Annotated in this window: 17 protein-coding genes and 1 pseudogene; 7 read left to right on the top strand and 11 right to left on the bottom strand. The window is 62.5% G+C overall.

The genetic code is table 11. From position 1 onward, the window contains the following. Nucleotides 1-28: 28 nt before the first annotated feature. Genes K2Y03_RS06495 through K2Y03_RS06485 form a run of 3 tightly spaced genes read left to right on the top strand, consistent with a single transcriptional unit; the run spans nt 29 to nt 5,447 of the window. Nucleotides 29-1,021, top strand: a complete 993-nt coding sequence (locus K2Y03_RS06495; RefSeq protein ID WP_294089353.1) for an efflux RND transporter periplasmic adaptor subunit — start codon at nt 29-31, stop codon at nt 1,019-1,021. Continuing rightward, on the top strand, nt 1,021-4,089 hold the full coding sequence (locus K2Y03_RS06490; protein WP_294089351.1) for an efflux RND transporter permease subunit: 3,069 nt from the start codon (nt 1,021-1,023) through the stop codon (nt 4,087-4,089). Before K2Y03_RS06495 ends, K2Y03_RS06490 begins: the two co-directional genes overlap by 1 nt. Beyond that, nucleotides 4,086-5,447 carry an efflux transporter outer membrane subunit gene (locus K2Y03_RS06485; protein ID WP_072384430.1) on the top strand — a complete coding sequence of 454 codons (1,362 nt, stop codon included), beginning with the start codon at nt 4,086-4,088 and terminating at the stop codon, nt 5,445-5,447. The genes K2Y03_RS06490 and K2Y03_RS06485 overlap by 4 nt, the downstream gene beginning before the upstream one ends. 286 nt (nt 5,448-5,733) lie before the next feature. Here K2Y03_RS06485 and K2Y03_RS06480 read toward each other — a convergent pair whose 3' ends face one another. The 3 genes from K2Y03_RS06480 to K2Y03_RS06470 form a co-directional block, all read right to left on the bottom strand. Then, complete coding sequence (locus K2Y03_RS06480) at nt 5,734-6,606, bottom strand: plasmid partitioning protein RepB C-terminal domain-containing protein (RefSeq protein WP_294089345.1); 873 nt, start codon at nt 6,604-6,606, stop codon at nt 5,734-5,736. Nucleotides 6,607-6,688: 82 nt separating this feature from the next. Then, nucleotides 6,689-7,588: a plasmid partitioning protein RepB C-terminal domain-containing protein gene (locus K2Y03_RS06475; RefSeq protein WP_294089342.1), complete on the bottom strand. Its 900-nt coding sequence runs from the start codon at nt 7,586-7,588 to the stop codon at nt 6,689-6,691. Beyond that, entirely contained in the window at nt 7,588-9,237 is a 1,650-nt protein-coding gene (locus K2Y03_RS06470) for a recombinase family protein (RefSeq protein ID WP_294089340.1), read from the bottom strand. The genes K2Y03_RS06475 and K2Y03_RS06470 overlap by 1 nt, the downstream gene beginning before the upstream one ends. Nucleotides 9,238-9,277: 40 nt before the next feature. On the opposite strand from K2Y03_RS06470, the gene K2Y03_RS06465 reads away from it, so the two are divergent. Both K2Y03_RS06465 and K2Y03_RS06460 read left to right on the top strand, forming a co-directional pair. After that, nucleotides 9,278-9,904 carry a DeoR family transcriptional regulator gene (locus tag K2Y03_RS06465; RefSeq protein ID WP_294089337.1) on the top strand — a complete coding sequence of 209 codons (627 nt, stop codon included), beginning with the start codon at nt 9,278-9,280 and terminating at the stop codon, nt 9,902-9,904. 89 nt (nt 9,905-9,993) lie between these two features. Further along, a complete protein-coding gene (locus K2Y03_RS06460; protein ID WP_294089334.1) occupies nt 9,994-10,722 on the top strand; it encodes a GIY-YIG nuclease family protein in 729 nt (242 codons plus the stop codon). Here the strand turns inward: K2Y03_RS06460 and K2Y03_RS06455 are convergent. Genes K2Y03_RS06455 through K2Y03_RS06425 form a run of 7 tightly spaced genes read right to left on the bottom strand, consistent with a single transcriptional unit; the run spans nt 10,680 to nt 19,420 of the window. Next, a complete protein-coding gene (locus K2Y03_RS06455) occupies nt 10,680-11,390 on the bottom strand; it encodes a M48 family metallopeptidase (RefSeq protein WP_294089331.1) in 711 nt (236 codons plus the stop codon). The genes K2Y03_RS06460 and K2Y03_RS06455 overlap by 43 nt on opposite strands. Continuing rightward, nucleotides 11,387-14,653: an HsdR family type I site-specific deoxyribonuclease gene (locus K2Y03_RS06450; protein WP_294089328.1), complete on the bottom strand. Its 3,267-nt coding sequence runs from the start codon at nt 14,651-14,653 to the stop codon at nt 11,387-11,389. Before K2Y03_RS06450 ends, K2Y03_RS06455 begins: the two co-directional genes overlap by 4 nt. After that, a complete protein-coding gene (locus K2Y03_RS06445) occupies nt 14,650-15,087 on the bottom strand; it encodes a hypothetical protein (RefSeq protein WP_294089325.1) in 438 nt (145 codons plus the stop codon). The genes K2Y03_RS06450 and K2Y03_RS06445 overlap by 4 nt, the downstream gene beginning before the upstream one ends. Further along, nucleotides 15,084-16,247 (bottom strand): hypothetical protein, encoded by a 1,164-nt coding sequence (locus K2Y03_RS06440; protein ID WP_294089321.1) that lies wholly within the window; start codon nt 16,245-16,247, stop codon nt 15,084-15,086. The genes K2Y03_RS06445 and K2Y03_RS06440 overlap by 4 nt, the downstream gene beginning before the upstream one ends. After that, entirely contained in the window at nt 16,240-17,277 is a 1,038-nt protein-coding gene (locus K2Y03_RS06435; protein ID WP_294089319.1) for a virulence RhuM family protein, read from the bottom strand. Before K2Y03_RS06435 ends, K2Y03_RS06440 begins: the two co-directional genes overlap by 8 nt. Next, on the bottom strand, nt 17,277-18,833 hold the full coding sequence (locus K2Y03_RS06430) for a type I restriction-modification system subunit M (protein WP_294089317.1): 1,557 nt from the start codon (nt 18,831-18,833) through the stop codon (nt 17,277-17,279). Before K2Y03_RS06430 ends, K2Y03_RS06435 begins: the two co-directional genes overlap by 1 nt. Then, complete coding sequence (locus tag K2Y03_RS06425; protein ID WP_294089314.1) at nt 18,830-19,420, bottom strand: hypothetical protein; 591 nt, start codon at nt 19,418-19,420, stop codon at nt 18,830-18,832. Before K2Y03_RS06425 ends, K2Y03_RS06430 begins: the two co-directional genes overlap by 4 nt. Before the next feature lie 968 nt (nt 19,421-20,388). Between K2Y03_RS06425 and K2Y03_RS06420 the strand changes: the two genes are divergently transcribed. Then, nucleotides 20,389-21,180, top strand: a complete 792-nt coding sequence (locus K2Y03_RS06420; RefSeq protein ID WP_294089311.1) for a site-specific integrase — start codon at nt 20,389-20,391, stop codon at nt 21,178-21,180. Nucleotides 21,181-21,283: 103 nt separating this feature from the next. Then, nucleotides 21,284-21,490, top strand: coding sequence for a type II toxin-antitoxin system RelB/DinJ family antitoxin (locus tag K2Y03_RS06415; RefSeq protein WP_109797214.1), 207 nt, complete (start codon nt 21,284-21,286; stop codon nt 21,488-21,490). 140 nt (nt 21,491-21,630) lie between these two features. Here K2Y03_RS06415 and K2Y03_RS06410 read toward each other — a convergent pair. Next, nucleotides 21,631-21,843: pseudogene (locus K2Y03_RS06410) on the bottom strand (hypothetical protein); the annotation flags it as partial.

Genomic DNA, 21,843 nt, shown 5'->3' with positions numbered 1-21,843 from the left:
TGTCAGTCTTGTTTGCTAGGCGGTGCAAATGCCCCTTCGTCCACACGCTTCGCTGTCTGCGTTCATCCTTGCCTGCGGCTTATCGGCGTGCGGGGCCGCGCCTGCGGACAAACCGAAACCACCCGCCACAGTGGAAGCTATTGGCCACGAAACCGAACTCATGCGCGTGACACTGACGGCAGAGGCTGTGCAGCGGCTTGGTTTGGCAACCGAAGCCACTGGCACCGGCCAGCAGGCCACTCTCTCTCGCACCGTGCCCGGCGAGATCGTTGCCGCGCCGCGTGGCGGCGGTCTGCCTGTGGCAGCCGGAACCGATCTGGCAGCGCTGGCGGGATTGCAGGCGCGCGCTGATGCCGATGCGCAGCGCGCGGTGGCCGATCTGAAGCTGGCCGAGGCCAATCTGCGGCGTGCCAGCGGCCTTGTGGACGCAGAAGCGGGCAGCATCCGGGCACGCGATGAGGCGACCCAACAGGTCGCCGCCGCCAAGGCTGCTCTGGCCGGCGCAACCGGGCAGAGGCGGGCGCTGGGGCCAGCCGTTGCAGCCATGGCCGATGGCGGGGCACTATGGGTGCGCGCGCAGGTGCCCGCTGCTGATTTGGCGCGGCTTGATCGCGGGGCCTCCGTTTCCGTCAGGCCGGTGGGCGGCACTGGCGGCATCATGGCAAGGCCCGTGCGTGGGCCAGCCACGGCCACGCCCGGCGCGGCCACCGTTGATCTCTACTATGCTCCGGCAATGCGGGCCGACCTCAGGGTGGGCGAACGGGTGCTCGTCGATCTGCCTGAGCAGACTGGTTCCGGAGCGGCTGCGCTGGATGTGCCCGCCTCTGCGATTCTTACCGACATCAACGGCGGCGAATGGGTCTATGTCGAGACTGCGCCGCGCCAGTATGAACGACGGCGAGTGGAAGTTGCCCGCATCATAGGCGGGCGGGCCACGCTGGCGCGGGGCCTTGCTTCTGGCGTTCGGGTCGTAACGGCCGGGGCTGCGGAACTGTTCGGCACCGAGTTCGGCACCAAGTGATGCTGGCGGCGCTGATCGGATCGTCGCTGCGCCAGCGAGCGCTGGTGCTGGCACTGGCGGCAGTGCTAACGGTGCTGGGCGTGCGCTCCGCCATGAGCGCCAAGTTCGATGTCTTTCCGGAGTTCGCGCCGCCCATCGTCGAGGTGCAAACCGAGGCACCGGGGCTGGCGACCGAGGACGTAGAGGCGCTGGTCACCGTGCCCATTGAAACGGCGGTGAACGGTGTGCCGGGCCTTGCCACGCTGCGCTCCAAATCGGTGCTAGGCCTCTCGTCGGTGGTGCTGGTGATGGACCGCGGCGCTGATCCGGTCCGCACCCGCCAGATGGTGCAGGAACGGTTGGCGACCGTCATTCCGCGCTTACCCGCAGCTGTGCGCCCACCGGTCATGCTCGCGCCGCTATCCGCCACCAGCCGCGCGATGAAGATCGGCCTGTGGTCCGACAAACTCGATCAGATGACGATGACCGAAATGGCGCGCTGGACGATCCGCCCGCGCCTCATGGCCGTTCCCGGCGTTGCCAATGTCGCGATGTGGGGCGCGCGCGACCGGCAGTTGCAGGTTCTGGTCGATCCTGTGCGGCTTGCGGCTGCCGGGGTGACGGTGGCCGATGTGCAGCGCGCAGCGGGCGATGCCGTGGTGATTGCAGGCGGCGGTTTTGTCGACAGCCCCAACCAGCGGCTGGCTGTGCGGCAGGTGGTCGGCGTCAAGACCGGTAGCGATTTGGCGAGCGCCGTCATCCGCACGGTTGGCGGCACGCCGGTACGCATCGGGGATGTCGCCAAGGTCACCGAAGGCTTTGCCCAGCCCATCGGCGATGCGATCATCAATGGCCGCCCCGGCCTGCTGCTGATCGTGGAGAAGCAGCTCGGTGCCAACACGCTGGAAGTGACGCGCGGCATCGACAAGGCATTGGCCGAACTGCGGCCCGGCCTCAAGGGCATGAACGTAGACGGCACCATTTTCCGCCCTGCGACCTTCATCGAACGCGCGCTGGCCAATCTGGGTGAGGCGATGGGCATCGGCATCGTACTTGTGGCGGCGGTGCTGATCCTGTTCACCCGCAATTGGCGCACTGCGCTGATCAGCATGACCGCGATCCCCCTATCGCTGGTGGGGGCCGTGCTGGCGCTCACTGCCTTCGGTGTCGGCATGAACACCATGGTGATCGCCGGGCTGGTGATCGCGCTGGGCGAAATCGTCGACGATGCGATTATCGATGTCGAGAACATCGGGCGGCGGCTCCGGCTCGAAGCAGCGCGAGAACAGCCGCGCTCGCCGTTCGCCGTGGTGCTGGCGGCCAGCCTGGAAGTGCGCAGCGCGGTGGTGTTTGCCAGCGCCATTGTCATGCTGGTGTTCCTGCCGGTGTTCTTCCTTGGCGGAGTCTCGGGCAGCTTCTTCCGCCCGCTCGCATTGGCCTATATCGCAGCTATCGCAGCCTCGCTTCTGGTGGCTTTGACGGTCACCCCGGCGATGTGCCTCATGCTGCTGCCGGGCGCGGCGGAGCTGGCCGAACCGCGCTGGGTCATCGGCCTGCGCGCGCGCTATGCCCGCGTGCTCGAACGGTTGGCCCCTCGGAGCGGCATCGCAGTCGCCGTTGTCGCGGGTGGTATTCTCCTGTCGGTCGCCGGAATGGGCCTGCTGCGCCAGCAGTTTCTGCCCGATTTCCGCGAAACCGATTTCCTGATGCACTTCGTCGAAAAGCCCGGCACGTCAATCGAAGCGATGGACCGGATCACCATCCGCGCGTCGAAGGAACTCACCGCGATCCCCGGCGTGCGCAACTTCGGCTCGCACATCGGCCGGGCCGAGCAGGGCGATGAAGTCTACGGCCCCAACTTCACCGAACTGTGGATCAGCCTCGATGAAACCGCCGATCACGATGCAGCGGTAAAGCGCATCGAAACCGCCATCGCCGGATACCCCGGCCTGCAGCGCGATGTGCTGACGTACTTGCGCGAACGCATCAAGGAAGTGCTGACTGGCGCGGGCGCGACCGTGGTGGTGCGGCTTTATGGTCCCGATCTGGCCGAGCTGCGCAGCCTTGCCGAAAAGGTGCGCGGCGCGCTCGATGGCACCGAGGGCATCAAGGACCTGAAAGTGGAGCAGCAAAGCCTGATCCCGCAGATCCAGATTGCGCCGAGGCCGGATGTTCTGGCGCTGGCCGGTGTGACCGCAGGCGATGTGCGCCGCACGGCGGCCACGCTGATCGGCGGTACGAGGGTCGGCGAGATCTACCGCGACCAGAAGAGCTTCGATGTCGCGGTCTGGGCCGTGCCGGAGGCCCGCAGCGATCTTGGCGCGCTCCGGCGGCTAATCGTTCCCAGCCAGACGGGATCGGCACTTCGTCTCGGCGATCTGGCGCGCGTCGGCGTGGCTCCAGCGGCGGGCGAAATCAAGCGCGAGGCAGGTTCGCGGCGCATCGATGTGACCCTCAATATCAAGGACGGAGCCGATCTCGCCAGCGTAGCGCAGGCCGTCGAGCGCAAGGTGAAAGCCATGCCCATGCCCGCCGGATACTATCCCCAGTTTCTCGGCGAGTGGAAGACATTGCAGGAATCGAAGGCGCAGCTGGGCTGGCTCTCGCTTGTTTGCCTCGTCGGCATTCTGTTCCTCGTCTGGCTGGAGTTCCGTTCAGGGCGAATTGTCGCGCTCGTCGCGCTCAGCCTGCCCTTCGCGCTGGTCGGCGGCGTCGCGGCAGCGGCGCTGGGAGGCGGGGTGCTCTCGATGGGCGCATTGGTCGGGTTCGTTACCGTGCTGGGTATCTCTGCACGCAACGGCATCATGCTGCTCAGCCATTTCCGCCATCTGGAGCGCGAGGAGGATCAGCCCTTCGGCCTTGCGCTGGTGCAGCGGGGCGCCGCCGAACGGCTGGTGCCGATCCTGATGACCGCAGGCACGGCGGCGCTGGCGCTGCTCCCGCTGGTGGTGCGCGGCAACGTGCCCGGCCACGAGATCGAATACCCCATGGCGCTCGTGATCCTGGGCGGGCTGGTAAGCTCCACCGTGCTCAACCTCATCTGGATGCCCGCACTTTATCTGCGCTTCGGCAAGGGGCAGCAGGCATGAAGCGCGCGCTGGTCATGACGCTGATCCTGGCAGGATGCATGGCGAAATCACCGCCGCCCGCAGCCCCGTCACCGCCGCCTGCCGCAACCGCGCCGTTTGTGGGTGCGGCAAACGCTGCGCCGCTGCCGGGCGAATGGTGGCGGCTCTACGGCGATGCGGCGCTGAACGAGCACGTCGCCCGCGCCCTTGCCGCCAACCCCGATGTGCGCCTGGCGGTTGCAAACCTCGATGCAGCGCGCGCCAATTCCCGGCTGGCCGGCGCGGCCCGCACGCCGGACGTGGTGCTGGAAAGCGGAGCCAGCCCGACGACACGCGGAGCCAACCAGCCGAGCACCACCGGCGTACCCAAATCGAGCTACGAACTCGGCGCGGAAGCAGTCTGGGAGGCCGATCTTTTCGGCCGCCTCCGCAATCAATCGTCAGCCGCCAGTGCCGATGCCGAGGCGGCAGCGGCAGCTCGTGATGGCGTGCGTCTGGCGGTAGCGGCCGATGTGGTCGGGGCATGGCTCGATCTTTGCTGGGCCGGGGAACTTTCCCGTGTAGCGACGCGCCAGATTGCGACCCAGCGCGCGCTGGCGGATACCGTATCGCGCCAGATGAAGGTCGGCGAGGTGTCCCCGTTGGAACTGGCACAGGCCCGCCAATTGCTGGGCAGGCTGGAGGCTGGCCTGCCCACCTTCGAGGCTGACGCACAGCGCGCCCGCTATCTCCTCGCCAATCTGGAGGGCCTGCCGCCTGCCGAAGCTGAAAAGTTCCAGTGTGAGCACCCCCCTTCACTGGAGGCCGTTTTGCCCGTCGGCGATGGCGCAGGCCTGCTCGCCCGCCGCCCTGATATCCGCGAGGCAGAGCGACGGCTCGCGGCCGCTGGCGCGCGGGTGAAAGTTGCGAAAGCCGAGATGTATCCCCGCGTGACGCTCGGCGCATCGGGCGGCCTCATCCGCGGCTCGCTGGATGCTTTCATCACGCCGCTGATCAGCTGGTCGTTCATCAATCCTGCCCGCATCAAGGCCCGAATCGCACTGGCCGAGGCCAATCAGGAAGGCGCGCTCGCCCAATACGACGCCGCATGGCTCAGGGCCTTGCGCGAAGTGGAAACGGCACTGGCAGATGCGGATGCCGAACGTCGCGCCAACCAGTCGTTTGCAGCCGCCTTGGTGGACGCACAGACCGCCGCGCGCCGAGCCGAAGCGCGCGTCAGCCTCGGCGATGCAAATCCGCTTGTTGCTCTTGACGCCCGCCGCACGGCTTACGAGACCGAACTCCTCGGCACACTCGCGGGCCGCCGCCTTGCCCAACGGCAAGTCTTCCTGTTTCGCAGTCTCGGCGGTGGTTGGGAGGACGCAGCAGCCTCTCGTTGAGCGGGCGACCTTGAAGACTTGAGCCTGCGGAGTAGCTACAAGGCATGTGAAAACCGGCTGCTGCGGGGAATCCATGCCGGTCGAAAGCAAGATGGCTGTCGGCTTTTGGCAAATGCAGACATTCGAAATGGCGGTACGGAAGGGCGGCTTTGTCCCAGGTCTGGCCACCGAGCCGATTCAACTCTTTGTGTTGTTTGGGGCTATCGCCCGTCCAACTGTGACGACCGTGATGAGAGGGAAATGTGCGATTGATCGGCACGGGAGCCGACGGCAGGCCTCTATCATCTCATTCCTGCGGCGTAGGCGTGGCGACCGTCCCGATCGACTCGATCTCCGCAATCCGCTGAAACTCAGACAGATATTCCTGCCGATGGTTCGAGAGCCAGCGAACGACGCGGGCGTTGCTGAGCAGCTTCGCGACATAGCCGCGCGCGAACGTCAGGTGGAGATTGTCGATGCCGTAGCTGTCCTCGACTGATTTCACCTGCGTCTGGAGAGTGGCAAGCTCCCGCTCCATCCGGGAAATCTGTTGGCTGGTCGGGCCCGTGAGGTCATTCTTCCGCGTCTTCTTTGCTGGCGCGGCCAGCTGATCCTCTGGCGTGGCCGCGAGGAGCGCGCGTGCGAAGATCAGTGAGTAATTGTTCTGGCCGATCATCAGGTCCGCCGCCTCGATCTGGCGCATCGGCGACATGCGGCGCAGCATGTCGAAGACCCGCATCGAACAATTGGTGTCCTTGAGCATGTCCGCAGTCTCTTCGCAGATGCCATCGAGGAGGCGGAACCTCGCACGGATCGAACCCACCTCCAGGCCGAGCGCGTCGGCGATCACCGCCTCGGTGACACCGCGCTCGATGGCGCGCACGATCATCCGGTGTTCCTGGATCGGCGGCAGGCGATTGACGCGTTTGTTGTAGGTGTAGGTCTCGTCATCATTGGCGACGAGACACTCGACCCTTTCTATGCCGAGCTGCTTGAGCACCTCGATGCGCAAATGGCCGTCGAGGAGGAAATACTGCTCTGAATTTTTCGGGTTCGGGACGACGGCAGGGGCTTCGACCAAGCCAATCGCTTTGATCGAGCTCACGATTTGGGCATATTTCCGGCTTTCCCGAACGCCCTCGCGCAATGTTTTCAGCGGTACGATCTGGTCGATGCTCACTGTGACAGACTGGCGCTCGAAACCTAGCCGGACTCGATTGTCGGAGCCGGGATCTGCGGGCGGGCGCTCTGCTGATGGCCAGTCAGTCATCGACTTCGCCCGCGATCCGCATGGCCAGCGCCCGGGGCATTGTTTCAAGCCCTTCCGCCCTCAGCAAGGTCAGAAACCCGTCGTCCGTGAGCAAATCCTTGATTGCCTCGACGATAAAGAGAAGGCGGGTCTGGGTGAAATCCGATTTCTTCACGAGCAGGCGCTGCTTTTCGGCCTCGCGCTGATAGACTTGCATCAGGTCGCTGGCGGTCAGCTTGCGGGTGGAGCCCTTCCGCCCAAACTTCCCCACCGTTATCGACTTGCTGCGCCCGCGCATGCGGAGGTCGAGGAGCCGGCGAACCGAAGCCAGCTTCTTCCCTCTCAACTTGCCGGTTTCGTAGGCTTCGAGCAGCAGATTTTGCGCCTCTTCGCTTTCGGCGCGCGAGATTTCCATCGCAAGGCTGATGGGGATCAGCCCCGTCTCGACCGCTGACAGCAGCCTTTCCTCGCCACGCTCGAGCAGGGTCACGATCATGCTGACCCACCCACTGGTGATGCCGATTTTGCGGGAGATTTCGGCTTCGGTGTAACCGCGTTTCCGCAGGGCACCGATCTCGTTCATGACGTCGATCGGGCGCTGCACCCTGCGGGCAATGTTCTCCACGAGGCTCATGACGAGGCATTCGCTCTCGCTGGCTTCGATCACCACCGCCGGTATCTCGGTCTGACCCAGCATCTGGAAAGCCTCGAGCCGCCCCTCACCGCAGACCAAATCGTAGCGCGTGCCGCCCGGACCATCATGCTTGCTTACCGTGATGGGGCGCTTCAGGCCGATGGTCTCGATATTGTTGACGATCTCGCGGTGCTGACGCTTGTTGCGCGCCCGGGGGTTGAGCACTGTGATCCGGGAAATCGGGATCATCTCGATAGTCTGGGGTCGGGCGACGGTCATCAGGCAGCCTCCGCAACTCGGACGGGCGCTGCGATTTCGTAGAAGAAATCGAGGGCGTCGAACCGGTAGGCATCAAGCAGTAGATCGTTGTCCTCGGCTAGTCGCACCCGTTCGGCCGCAACATCTAGCCTTGGGAAGAGATAGTAGTCGAAGGGCTGCCGGTTGCCGGCGTCCATGCGGACCACGGGGGTGATGTCGGGCATCTTGGAGGTGTCGAAGCGGATCTTCCAGCGCAGCAGACCCGTCGGTGTGGGCGTGCAACGGACGATGACGACGGACAGGCTGAACTCATCGTTCACGATGACCCGGTCAGTCTCCAGATCCTGCCATGCTTCACTGCCCTGGGCCTTCAGGCCTTCAAGGACCTCGCGAAGAATGTCCGGGTGCAGTCGGCGCAGCGCACGATTGACCGCGAGGTAGCGGTAGTCGCGATCCGGCGAATAGCCGACCAGGCTGTAGGCCCGCAGCAAGCTGCCAAACCGCGACGAATAGGCGCTGCTGGAGGGCAGACCCTCACATTCGTCGATGATGATCCCCGAGAGCAGGCCTTTGCTTTCATAAACCGTGCGCAGCGCATCGATCATTTCGGCATCGGACAGCCTGAAGGACCGCGCGCCGATGAGCGCCTGGGCGGCATCGAACAGGTCGCGCTCGACGATGGCTTCGAACGCGCCGGGGCTGCGTATCCACATTTCGGGGTCGTTGCGGACCCGCTTCTTCTTCAGCTTGAACGACTGCCGGTTCCACACATTGTCGCCGACGTACTTGCCGTTGATAAGGAGCTGATGGACCGTGCCGCGCGTCCATGGCCGCCCGAGATCAGTTGGAATGCCACGGCTGTTGAGGTCATCGGCGATTTCGCGCTCGCTTAGCCCGTCATGGACGAAAGCGGCGTAGACGCTGCGGACGATGGCGATTTCCTCATCCGGGCCGGGCGTCAAAATCACCCGGTCGGTCTGGATGCTCTTGTGCTCGCCCCGGGTGAGCACGCCTTTGGTTGTGCCGGTTTCGTCGATCAAGGTCCGGCGAAGCCCGAACCCGGCAGGTCCGCCTTGGCGGTATCCCTTTTCGATCAGCCGCCCCTGCCCGGCGAAGACCTTGGTCGACAGCTCCCGGCTGTACTCCCCGGCCATCGCGCGCTTGACGCCCTTCACAATGGTCGAGACCGGGCTCCCGTCATTCTCGAACTGCTCCGCGCAGTATTGGACGGCGATCCCGGCGCGCTTGCAGATGTACTCGTAATAGGCGCTTTCGTCGGCGTCCTGGAACCGGCCCCAGCGGCTGATGTCATAGACCAGGACCATGGTGTAATCGGCGGCGCCACTCTGAACATCGTCGATCAGCTGCTTGAGTGCGTCGCGCCCTTCGATCTTCAGCCCGCTTTTGCCGGCGTCGGCATAAGTTCGCACGATCTCGATCCCGCGCGCCGCAGCATAATGCCGAATCGCATCGGCCTGGTTCTCGGTCGAGTATTTCTGATGGTCAGTCGACATACGAACATATTCGGCCGCGCGCACGAGCCGCGGCGCCTGTTCTCTGCCGTCACTGTCGTCGTAGCCCCAATCCTTCAATTTCCGCCCTTTCAATGACGATGCTGCCGTGGCCAGGGCGACCAACCGCTGCAGCGCGAACCACGGACACTCCGCCATCCCCGCACTTTCACCAGTGTAGGCCGGAGAGGAGCGGAAGATGTTGCCGAAAAAGGGCAGGAAGTTGCCGAAGTGGGAAGGAGTCCTGGCTGGAAGACAGGTCTATGCCGAAACCATCGCCCAGTTATTAGAGCGCGAGCACGGCGGAACGCACCGTGCTGTCAAACAATTGATGACGCTAACGGATGCCAGCGAGCGTACCGTCAAGCACTGGCTCTCCGGTCAACATGGTCCCGATACTGTGTTCTTTCTGCGCCTGGTCACCAGCTCGCCAGTGATCAGGGCATTCGTGATCGGGCTCATCGAAAGCTCGCAGGGGGCGGGCGATGGTCGGCTCGGAGTGGACCAAAAAGCTTCTCGCCGACCATCAAAAACGTCCGATATGCAGCCGCCAAGGCAGGATCGTCGCCAGAATGACCGTATAAATGACCCTAAAACTGACCCTATAAATGACCCAATAACCGATGCGCTGAACGAGCGGCAGCGCTGGTTTCTCGGCCGAGTCGCAGCAGGCCATCGGTGCCGTGCAGCGGACATTTGTGGCCACTGGAAGGTCAGTGCGAAAACCGCGCGACGGGACATTGCCGCGCTTAGCGCTTCAGGCTTGATCTGCTTCACAGGTGCCCGCCGCAACGGACGCTATCGACCTGCTTCTGGAGCGGGATAGTCCGGCCTGATTTCAAACCGGTCGTTGACGCCGAGACCCAAAGAAAGTGGAGAGAGAGGGGGGTGTCGAACTCAGCAAAGGAGATCGACATGCCCCTCTATCCCATCGATATCGAAAAGCGCCTCAAGGCCTTGCAGCGACAGGCACGGTACGAAGCGGAAGGCGCGCCTTACGTCGTCTATGCCCTTCTCGATCCTGGTGAGCCCGGCCTGCAGTTTGCAGAAGGTCCGTTCAACGGCATCCCGTTCTATGTCGGGCAGAGCTGCGAAATCGAGCGTCGATTGCGCCGGCATTTCCGAAAATCGCAGAAACTCAACCCGGACTCCCAAATGGTACATCGGCACATCGCCGGGTTGTTCGCGATCGGCAGATTGCCGCGGCTTGCCATTCTCGAGACGGCACAGACGCGCAGTCAAAGCCTGATGGCCGAATTGCGGTGGGGGCAGAGCCTGATGCGCGACGGGTACGAACTGGCGAACACCAGCCCTGATATTGGCCGGATCATGGGCGTCGAAGAACTGACTACCTGGCTGGATTTCCGGCGCTCCTCGATGCTCGCCAGCGAGGCAGCACGGGAGGGTGTCGTCATTGTTCACACCTGCACATGTGGACATGTGAACAGGTGGATCGATCCGGCGGACTATGCGGCGTGCTGGCCCAAGCGGTTGCGGGTCTCGAAGATCGCCAATCGAACACAGCAATGCCCCGGCTGCGGCGAGGACTGCGAGTGGTGGCTGGATGATCGCGAATTGCTCGCGTCGATGCCTGGCCCGAGCTACGTGAATACCTGTTCCAGCTTGGCCTTGCGCCGCGCATGATCGGGCATCAGCTTCCCTAATAGGTGAGCAAATTCCGGTCCGTGATTTGGGTGCGGGAGATGACACAGCTCATGGGTAATCACATAGTCGATCAGCGGCACCGGCACCTGCACCAGGACGTGATTTAGCACTAGGCTATGCGACGCTGGAACATAGCTTCCCCAACGACGCTCCATCTCAACGATTTTCAGCTTGGGGCGCTTGAAGTCGGGGCCAAATGGCCGAATGCAAGCCGATAATCGTTCAGAAAATATGCGATAACCCTGAACCTCATACCATCGTACCAAGCGATTTCGGATCCTGTTCGGCTCATCTGCAGCCACGCCGCCTACAATGATCCGATCGTCCTCACGGCGGGTGCCTCGCGCCTCAGGATCAACCCGCAATCGGTATTGGCGGCCGAGAAAATAATGGGTTTCACCCGGGATGAATCGGCGAGGGGGCAAGGGCGGCGTGCGCAAGACAGCCTCATCGACCTTGTTGAGGATCCATGAGGCTCGCTTGCGCAGAATGGCTTCGATCTGGCTTGCTTCGGCTGTCTCAGGCGCTGTGACCACGACGCTGCCGTCCGGCTTTACAGAGATTCCCAAGGTCTTTCGCGCAGATCTGCGAAGCGTGTAGTCGAACGCTTCCGTGCCGATCTCCAATCGTCCGGCCACCTCGGTCATTGGGCCGCGAGCTTCCTGGCGCGGGCAATGGCCTGATCGAGCATCTCGTCGATCAGATCGAAATCGAGCCCGTACTGACCGCGCTTGTTCTTGATTTCATCGATCAGGAAATCATCCATGTCCTGCCGCATCAGCTTTTCGATGTCTGCATCGTTGGTCCAGCCCACGCGGGCATGCCGACTGATGATGTTCGCGAACTCGAGAGCGATGAGCGATGCAATATCTTCGGTCTGGGCGCCCGAGATTTCACGCATGGACGCGGCAGCCTGCCGGTACAGCGCGCTGGTCAACGGAGTGCCGCGAACCGCTTCGGGCAGGTCACCGCCGCCCTGTCCCTGAGACTCGCGCACGACAGTGGCGCGCACCTCCTGCGCCTGGTTCAGGTATTCGGCCTCACTCAGGCGCCCCTCACGGAAAGCATCGATGATTTCCTGAACCATGCGCGAGAAGCGCGCATAGAGCGCGGGGTCTTCCTCCATTCGTTCGTTGATGGTGCGGGTTGCTGCGGAAAGAATGGTGTCGGCGACGGAGGCTGGGCTTCCGCTCTGTCCTTCCACCACCTGCCGGAAGCTCTGATCGTCGAAGATATCGACGGGGGGAACCACGGACATCAGTTCGCTGGCATCGATATGCTTGTCGAGCAGCGCGCGGATGGCCGCCTGATAGCGGCGATAGTCGTAATCCTCGTCAGCGTCGCTGTACCGAAGGCGGACCGCCCGGCGCAGCTCCTCGAAGCGCTTCAGGTCCGCCTTGTAGTTGGCAATGACCCGCTCTTCGGTCTCCTCGATCCATTGCTGGCATGAGAACGCAGTCTGCAACGTGCGGGCGAACGCGCTCAGCCTTTCATAGAAGCGCCTGCGGGTCAGTTCCTCCCGCAGGTGGAGCTGGTAGGCTTCCATGTCGAACGCGTTGCTGATGCCCTTGAACATGTCGAGCAGCGCGGCATGCCGGTCTGGCAACAGCTCTGCCTCATCATGGAGCGAAAGCATGGCGTGGGCGACGTCACTTTCGTCATAGCCTGCGAACTCGCGGTAGCTGGTCAGCGCCTGATCGAGGTTCCCGAGGCTCCCGACATAATCGACGATCCGGCCATGTTCCTTCTCGTGCAGCGGGCGGCCCAGCTCGTCCTCCTCGCTTGACGAGAACAGCCGGTTCACCCGCGCAATCGCCTGCAGCAGCTTATGCTCTCGCAGTTCCTTGGCGAGATAGAGCGTCTGGTTGCGGGGCGCGTCGAAGCCGGTGAGCAGCTTGTCGACCACGATCAGCACATCAACCCCGGTGCCGGCGATGAACGCCCGGATCGTGTCCTTTTCAAAGGTCTTGAGCGGCTGCAACGCAGTCACTTGCTTGAGGTATGCCTTCACGACATCGTCCTCATCCTCGGCCCCAACCGCTTCGTGGCCCTGCCGGTCGTCCTCTTCGGAGATGATGACCGCGCTGGTCACGAGCCCGGTTTCGTCGAGCAGCTTCTTGAGCAGCACCGCCTCCCGCTTGAACGGTGCGACCAGCTGCGCCTTGTACGGCGTGCCGCGCAGGTTGCGGTCAAAATCATTGGCGACGTCCCAGGCCACTTCCTGAAGCCAGGGCTTTACACCCTGCACCACCTGCGCCCGGGCCATGCGCTTCTTGAGATCGGCGCACTGGTCGGCAGAAAGCTCGCGCGTCACCCGGTCGAACCATTTGTCGAGCGGGGCCTGCTGCACCGTCATGTCCACATGGCGGCCCTCGTAAAGCAGCCGGACCACGGCCTTGTCCTCAACGGCGCGATCAATCTTGTAGTCGTGGATCAGCCCGCCAAAGCGGTCGAAGGTGCTCTTCTCCGACTTGAGCAGAGGCGTGCCGGTAAAGCCGATATAGGCGGCGCGGGGCAGCACCTTGCGCATCTGAGCGTGCAGGCTGTCGATATCGGTCACGGCCTGACTGCGATGGCTTTCGTCGACCAGCACGAAAATGTCCTGATCATCGTCAACGAACTGACCGGCAGCGGCGAGGCCAGAGCGGAACTTGTGGATCAGTGTCGTGACCACCGCGCGCTTTTCGCGGAGCAGCCGGATCAGCTCTTTGCCCGTCGCGGCCTGTTCGGGCGATTTGCCGGTGTCGCGGAAGGTGCCGGTTAGCTGGTCGTCGAGATCGACCCGGTCGGTCACCAGGATCAGCCGCGCACGCGGATAGGCCCGCTCGATCGCACCCGCCAGCATCACCATAGTGAGCGATTTGCCGGACCCCTGCGTGTGCCAGATGACGCCCCCGGCACGCTTGCCAGCCTTGTCGACCTGCGCCACGCGCTCCAGCGTGCGTTCCACGCCGAAGAACTGCTGGTAGCGGGCGACCTTCTTCTTGCCATTGTCGAACAGGGTGAAGCCGCGCACGATCTTGAGCAGGCGCTCCGGTGTGCAGAGGCCGATCAGCGTGCGATCGAGTTCGGTGGGCAGGCGCCCGCCGCTGCCTGCGTCCATCAGCTTGTCATGGGCGCGGCGGAACGGACTGAAATCGGTCCAGATCCGCGCTGCCTCTTCCGGGTCGAGCCCGCGGTTGACGCGCGTGTGCAGTTCGCCCTCGCCAAAGCCTTCCTCGCGCCAGTGTGCCCAGAACGGGGCTGGGGTGCCGGTGGTGGCATAGCGCGGGGCGCTGTCGTTGGCGGCGATCAGCAGCTGGGCAGGCACAAACAGCCGGGGGATTTCACCATCCGGGTTCTGGTTGCGGATCATCTGGCTAACGCCTTCGGCAGTCGCGACGGCGCTCTTCTTCACCTCGATCACCACCAGCGGCACGCCGTTGACGAACAGCACGATGTCGGGCCGCCGGGTATCGTCCCGCCGTTCACGCCGCACGGCGAATTCGCAGGTCATGTGGAAGCGGTTGTTGGCGGGGTTGTCCCAATCGATGAAGCGCAGCTGGCGGCCCTTGGTCTCCCCCTCGATCGTCATATCGACCGACGTGCCGAGCCGCAGCATGTCGCTCGCCTTGCCGTTGGCGGTGAGCAGCCCTTCGGAGAGGTTGGCGGCAAGACCCTTGAGCCGGTCCACCGCCTCACGCGCGGCGCTTTCGGTCACAGGATGGCTGCGACCGCGTTGGCGCACCGTGTTGAGTGCGAGGATACGTTCGGCCAGCACATCTTCCAGCACAATGCCATCAAGCCGCCCACGCCGCTCGGCATCGACCTCGGCGCGGGGCATATAGCGCCAGCCATTGCGCGCCAGCGTCATCACGGCGGCAAGCTGGACACCGCCCATTTCGGAGGTCGTGAAGCGGGGCGCGCTCACTCGTCCACATCCTGTGCGCGGGGATCACCCCCAGCGATGCACTGCCATTCGCCGGGGCGACGCTGGACGTAGAGCTGGCCGGAGCCCCACCCTACGGCAACGCCGTCCCTCGAAAAGCATGCGAAGCACATGTTGGCCCAGGCGCCGATCTGCCGGGTGACACCGTCAGGGTCAGACACCGACGTGCTGTCGAGGCGGGTCTCGCCATCGATGAACACCACTTCCTGCGTCAGATCAGCGGAGCACAGGTCGCAGTGCGCAGGCGGATCGACGTGCATCGGATTGGCACCGATCATGCCGACTTCATCGAGGCAGACCAGCATCTGCGCCAGCAGGGTCGCGTGGCGCGCTCGGAACGCCTTACGATCGTCGAAGCTGGCATAGGGATTGGCTGCCGCGCGCAGCTCGGCCACGAAGGTGCCGAAATCGGTCATGCTGCAACCTCGCTTGCCCCGGGAAGCAGAGTGTCTATGCTCTTGGGGACCGGCAACCTACCGGTGAGGAGCCTCTGCATGAGGCCACGCTTCTGGTTACGGAGGAGAGTAGTCAGAGCCTCCAGTTGGCATACCTCATCCGAAGCACTTGTTAGGGTCTGCCCGATCCGCATCCTTTGGTCTTTTGGGATTTTGGGGATCTTTATAGCCTTAAGATCCGACGCCGAAATGGCTGGGTAGCCCGACCCCGTAACGCGAGCATGAACCTGCCGCTCGATGGTTGCGGAAGTCATCAGGTGGAAGATGAAGGCGCTATCGCCACGTTCCTTTGGACTAAGAATGGCGTAGCCCGTCGAGAACACCGCGCTTGGGTGCTCCGTTACAACGAATAGCCGACGAAGGAGAGGCCGCACCGTAGAATATGCAACATCGCCGGGCCTCGCGAGCCGACGAGCGCGAGATGGGCTTTCGGCATATGTCATCCACCCCCCGGCCTCATCGTCATCGCCAATGGGGAAATACTCAAACCTGAAATCAGGCGCTGTGGCGTTTGGCAACGACGCTGCGTTAACGCGGACCAAAGTGCCGAGCTCTACGCCATCAGACCAGAGCTCCATTTGTTTATCTGCTGCGGAACTCAACAGCTTCTTCTTTGACCTCGCGAGCTTTTCAGATGCTGCGATCGCTTCATCCCATTCGTCAAGCACCGCCGCAATCCGCCTCTGTTCGGCAAGATCAGGCCATTGCACAGGAATTTGCAGGAATTCCTTGGGATACAGACGGAGACGGTCATCGGTCAGCCCATAGGAAAACGCCCAGAGCAGATAGAGTGCGCGATCCGATTTCAGCCAGTGCGCGGCAAAGCGAGGATCAAGTGTCGGCTTGGCCCGCATCACGACGTAGGCTGGGCTGACGTTGACCGGCGCGCTGGCGAGACCGAACGCGCCCTGCCACATCCGCATCATGTTGTAGGCGATGTCCCCGGGTTCGACGAGCGAATGGTCCTCGGCGGACAGGCTGGTATCCATCTTCCGGTCCATGTCTTCGCGCAACACAAGGCCGTCGTTCATGGTAACGGAAGCGAGCGGCAGTCCCGGCCTGCCCTTCCGCTTGCTGTGCGTGAAGTAGTGGGAGAGCTTTCGCGTCTGGGGATCAGACATCGTCCTTCCCCTTGCGCTTCGGCTTCTTCTTCTCTGCCGCGATCCGCTTGGCCGCCTGTGTCGCCTCCTGGAAATGCTGCTCGACCGCGCTGGGGGCATTGATGCGGCGCTGGTTCCAGATGGGGTATTCCGCCTCCACCTTGGCCATGGCGGCGGCATGGCTGATCCGCCCCGCGCCGGTCAGAATGTCGCGATCCGCCAGCTTCAGGAACTCGTCCAGCTTGGCGATCCAGTCCGCCATATGCATTGGGCGCCGCGCCTGTGCCTGCAATTCGGCAAATTCGAGATAGGCCGTGGTGACACGGTTGAGCGGCTCGATCTGCTCTTCACTCAGATAGTTCTTGGCGATCATCGCATCGGCCTTGCGCGGGGGCTTGCCCTGCTTTTGGCCATCCCAATGGGTCAGGCCCATATGGTCCTTGCTGGCATCGGCATGAGTGTAGATCACCTCGGCCGCTGTCTGCCCGTGCGCGGCGTAGTGCATCTTGTTCTGCACCGTCTTGAAGAACCGGGTCGAGCTTTCGGCCCGTGGATCATAGTCCACGCTGGTCGCGTAGATCTCGAGCACCTTTTGGTAGAACCGCTTTTCCGAACTGCGGATGTCGCGGATGCGCGCGAGCAGCTCCTCGAAATAGTCGGTATCGGGGTCCTTCAGGCGCTCGTCGTCCATGACGAAGCCCTTGACCAGATACTGGCTGAGGGCTTCCGCCGCCCAGCGCCGGAACTGCATGCCGCGCGGGGAGCGGACGCGAAAGCCGACGGCGAGGATCATCGGGAGGCTGTAGTGCGCGACCGTGCGCTCCACCTGTCGCTGCCCCTCGGATCGAACTATTGAGTAATCCTCAATGGTTGACTCGTCGAGCTCGCCATCGGCCAATATGCCCTTGATGTGCTTGTTGATGTTCGAGACCGTGGTCTGAAACAGTTCGGCCATGTCGGCCTGGCTGAGCCACGCATTGCCGTCTCGCGCCTGAAGGCGAATGACGGTGACGCCATCCTCGGTCTGGTACTGGATGAGGTCACTGGCCATCAGAGCGAGACCCCCAGTTCCTTCAGAAAGCCGTCCATGCGCTTGCGTGTCTCGGCAAGCTGCTTTTCGAGTGCCACGATCTCGGCCTGAACGGCGGCAATGTCGATTTCGGCTTCGGCCTCGAAGGTGTCGACGTAGCGGGGGATGTTGAGGTTGTAGCCGTTCTCCCGGATCTGGGCGCGCTCGATGAGAGCGGCATACCGCTCCACATCCTCGCGCGCCTGATAGGTCGCGACGATCTTGGCGATGTGGCCTTCCTCCAGCTCGTTCTGCTTCTTGCCGGGGGTGAATTCGCGGCTCGCATCGATGAACATCACATCATCCACGCCAGCACGCGCGCCGCCCTTTTCCCGCGAACGGTCGAAGATCACGATGCACACCGGGATGCCGGTGGAGGGGAACAGCTGCGCAGGCAGACCGATGACCGCGTCCAGCAGGTTCTCCTCGATCAGCTTCTGCCGGATCACGCCTTCGGCCGCGCCGCGGAACAGCACGCCATGCGGCGCGATCAGCGCAACCTTGCCCTCACGCGGACGGGCGCTTTCGATCATGTGACTGACGAAGGCATAGTCCCCGCGCGACTGCGGCGGCAGGCCGCGATGGTAGCGGTGGAAGCGGTCGTTCTTCGCCGTCTCGCTGCCCCACTTCTTGAGGCTGAAGGGCGGATTGGCGATCACCCGGTCAAACCGCATCAGCGCATCTTCGGTCAGGAACTTGGGGTTGGTCAGCGTGTCACCCCATTCGATGCGCGCGCTGTCCAGCCCGTGAAGGAACATGTTCATCCGCGCGAGCGCCGAGGTCTGGTTGGTGGCCTCCTGCCCGAACAGCGCGACGTTGGCTTCGCTGGCGTGGTGCTTGCCTTCCTTCTCCGCCACATACTCGGCAGCGCGGATCAGCAGCGTGGAAGAACCACAGGCAGGATCGCAGATGCGGTTGCCAGGCTGCGGATCAGCCAGCTTGACCAGCAGCTCGGACACCTTGCGCGGGGTGAAGAACTCGCCCGCCTTCTTGCCCGCATCACTGGCGAAGCGGGAAATCAGGTAGATGTAAGTTTCGCCGATCACGTCTTCGGCGGTATCCTTGCCCGAGAAGCGCGAGGGCGAGAAATCGAGCGCCGGCTTGTGGAAGGTGTCGAACAGATCCTTAACCCGCCGGTTGCGATCAGCCGTTTCACCAAGGTTGTTGCGGCTGTTGAAGTCCACTGCCGTGAGCACGTTCTCCAGCTTCGCAAGGTTCGCATCCTCGATCGCCTCAAGGGCGATGTTGACCAGCTCGCCGATGTTCTCGGCGTTGCGCTGTGGGTAAAGGTCATGGAAGCTGGTGCCATCGGGGAGCTGGAAGCGGAAGCGCGAAAGGCGCCGGGCGATCCGCGTTTCGTCACCGTCATACTGCTCGGCAGCCTGCTTGCGCTCGTCGGCCCAGATGTCGCTCAGGTACTTCCAGAACAGGAAGACAAGGATGTAGTCCTTGTAGTTGGCCGCATCGATGGTGCCACGGAACGTGTCGCAGGCATCCCATGCGGCCTTGTTGACGTCGGACTGCTTGACGGGGGTCATAGGGTGGCTTCCTTCATGGGCAGGGCGGCGGCCTCAGCCAGACAATGATTGATGAGTGTGGAGCGAAGACGGGCAAGCTGATCGGCCAGACGCCGTTCTTCGGCTGCTGCGCGTGCGAGGGAGACAATCGCCAACTGACGCTGCCAGTCGGGAATGGGAACCTGGAGGCTCTTCAACGGACCTAGCGGCAAGCGCTTGGCTGCCGACCCTTCCCGGCCATCGGCAAGGATTGCCTGCGTTGTCGGCAGATTCAGGTAGGTGGCTATGTAGTGCGGGCTGGCGCTTTCAGGATCGGCGAGCCTGACGACGGCGAGATCAAGGGTGGCGAACAATGGCGGTCCATCAAGATCGCTAAGCTCAATTGCCGCCGCGTTGTTGGTGTTACCGCGCAAGGAAATCACGATGTCACCCGCGCGCAAGGTCCCCGAGCTCCCAGAAGGCGGGGCGCCGACCTTGGTGAGTAGCCGCGGAAGAACGCCGCTGCCATCAAGGTCGCCGACCATCACCGCGCGCGAGTCGCTCAGCCCCCTGACAACGGCGGAACCGCTGAATATGCTGGCACAAGCCTCAAGGTCGATAATCTTCATGGAAACCGTTTCTAGTGAGAAATATGAAAATGTCAATGGAACGGGATTCCATGGCGAAATATGAGGAGCCGTATGTGGGTGGTTTGACCGGTAGCCCCCGCAGCTTGCGCCTCGTTTTCAAAACTGGGGCAGACGGAGCAGTCGCGCCCGCACCTTCGGAGGCCACAGTCGTATCGACCCTTGGCCCACGGCGCATCAAGGTGGCCGATTCGGTGGGGGTGGTCTGATTTTTGATACCACCCGGTCATGTATTTGATGCCACCTGGGTCGAAAATCATGACCACCCGGTTCGAAATTCAACACCACCTGGGTCTGGATTCATGACCACGCAGAGCGGCGAATGCGGGATCCGAGCGCCAAAACGCTGCAGGGATCGCAAAAAGTCGCCAAAATTCAGCACTCACTTGAGCCAAAGCTTCCGGCTCGTGTCACGTGACAATACACCAGAATCAACACCCACGCTTCGATGACGGAGATTGGACCTGCATCATGTCTACCACAATAAAGCCACCATCAGGCAAAAGCATGTTGAGCCCCAAAGAACTGGCAGAGCAGTCAGGATGGCCAGAAGGACGAATTCGTCGCATGATCAAGGCGCGCATGCTGCGCCACGTTCGTGCAGGTGGCCTGATCTTGTTGCCATCGGATGCTATTGTCGAATTTTGTAAGACCTTCGAGGTGCCGCCGTGCCAAGACAATCCATCGGCCCCAGACTCGTCCGCCGGAGCGGTAAGCCCAATTTCTACGTCCGCTACATCGACCCAGCCACCGGCCAACAGAAGGACATATCAACAAACACTCGAGACAGCGAAGAAGCGCAGGAGGTCCTCGAGGAATTCCTGAGGGATCGGCGCCTATCGAAGAGCAGCCGGGCTTTGCCACCCTATCGGGTCAAGATCGCAGACGTTCTCGATGCCCATCACGCGCGCCTTTCAAAGACTGGTCGCGGAGACAGGTTCTTCTCGTCGATGCAGCACATTCTCGAGTTCTGGAAGGACGCGTGTCTCGATGCGATTACGCCTGACGCCGTGCTGGACTACGAGAAAGCCAACGTCCGGAGCGCCAAGAAGCCCGGTCGATCGCGCGCGACAATCCGCCGTGAGCTGAGCGACCTCAGGGCTGCCGTCAAGGCGGCGGCGGTCAACCACAAGGTGCACGCGATCGTGTTCCCGAAGCTTCCCCGCGATGGAGCACCCCGGAAGCGCTGGCTGAAGCGGCACGAGTTCGATCAGCTGTTCGCAGAGGCAGCCAAGGAATATCGTGCTGCCGAGCCACTCCAGCTGTTTCTGATGATCGCTTACTACACCGGCGCGCGCAGCGGTGCGATCATGGACCTGCGGTGGTCAAACATCGACTTCGACCGGAACGTGATTGATTACCGCCTGCCCGATCGCGGTGAACTGATCGTCGACCACAAGCCGCGCGCGGTAACGCCGATGGCGCCGCCACTGAGAGCCTATCTCTTGCAGCGATACGAAGCCTACGAGAAGGTCCCCGAGTTCGTGTTCCACCAGAAGCTCGATCACTCGCGACGCGTCAATTCGGTCGTGAAGGGCTTTCGCGCCACGGTGGAGCGATGCGGCTTCAAGGATGTCACCCCGCACACGCTTCGCCACACGAGGGTCACGGAGCTGCGGAACATGGGGATGCACAGCCACCAGGTCGATGCATTCCTGGCCATGACCGCCGAGACACAGGATCGGGTCTACACCCACGCCGACCACAGTGATCTTCAGGCATTGGCCATGCAGATTGCGTGAGGTGATCAACGTTTCGCGAACGAGCATGCTACACCCGGACGCGGCGGCTCCCTGTTCCGCAACTGAGCAGTATCGGCTATAGATACATGATCAGGAGACCGAGATGGCAACCCACACTTCGATGCTGCATGTCCGATTGGATGCTGAACTGAAAGCGCAGGCGATAGAAGCGCTGAGCGCGATGGGCCTGTCGACTTCTGATGCCGTGCGGTTGTTGTTTCACAGGATCGTTGCTGACCAGGCTTTCCCGCTGGAATTGCGGGTGCCGAGCGCAAATCGACCTGCCGAGCTGCAGCCTGTAGATAAATGACGCTACCCAGTGGTGGCCATTTGAGATACATCATGAGCCACCGGCAATTCCGGTGCACATGAGTTCACAGAACGTCTGAAAGGTTCCGTCAAAAAGCGCAGAAATCCGTCAAAGTTCACAAAACGACGTTAAGGAAAATATCAATGATTCCATATAGATATGGAATCTGGAAGCCCTCCGAAGGCAGAGGCCACAGGTTCGAATCCTGTCGGGTGCGCCAAACTATTTTCCTGCCCTGAAAAGTCATATAAAGTCTTGAAAGGAATAGATAAAATACTGTTTCGAATGCCCCCTTTGGGGTCATATACAAGCTGCTGAGGAAAAGTGAGTCTGAGGGCTAATTTCTTGTCCTC

The organism is Sphingomonas sp. (genome assembly GCF_019746015.1).
Lineage (GTDB): Bacteria > Pseudomonadota > Alphaproteobacteria > Sphingomonadales > Sphingomonadaceae > Sphingomonas.
The sequence above is the reverse complement of the archived record's forward strand: the minus strand, read 5'-3'. Positions and strand labels throughout refer to the sequence as shown.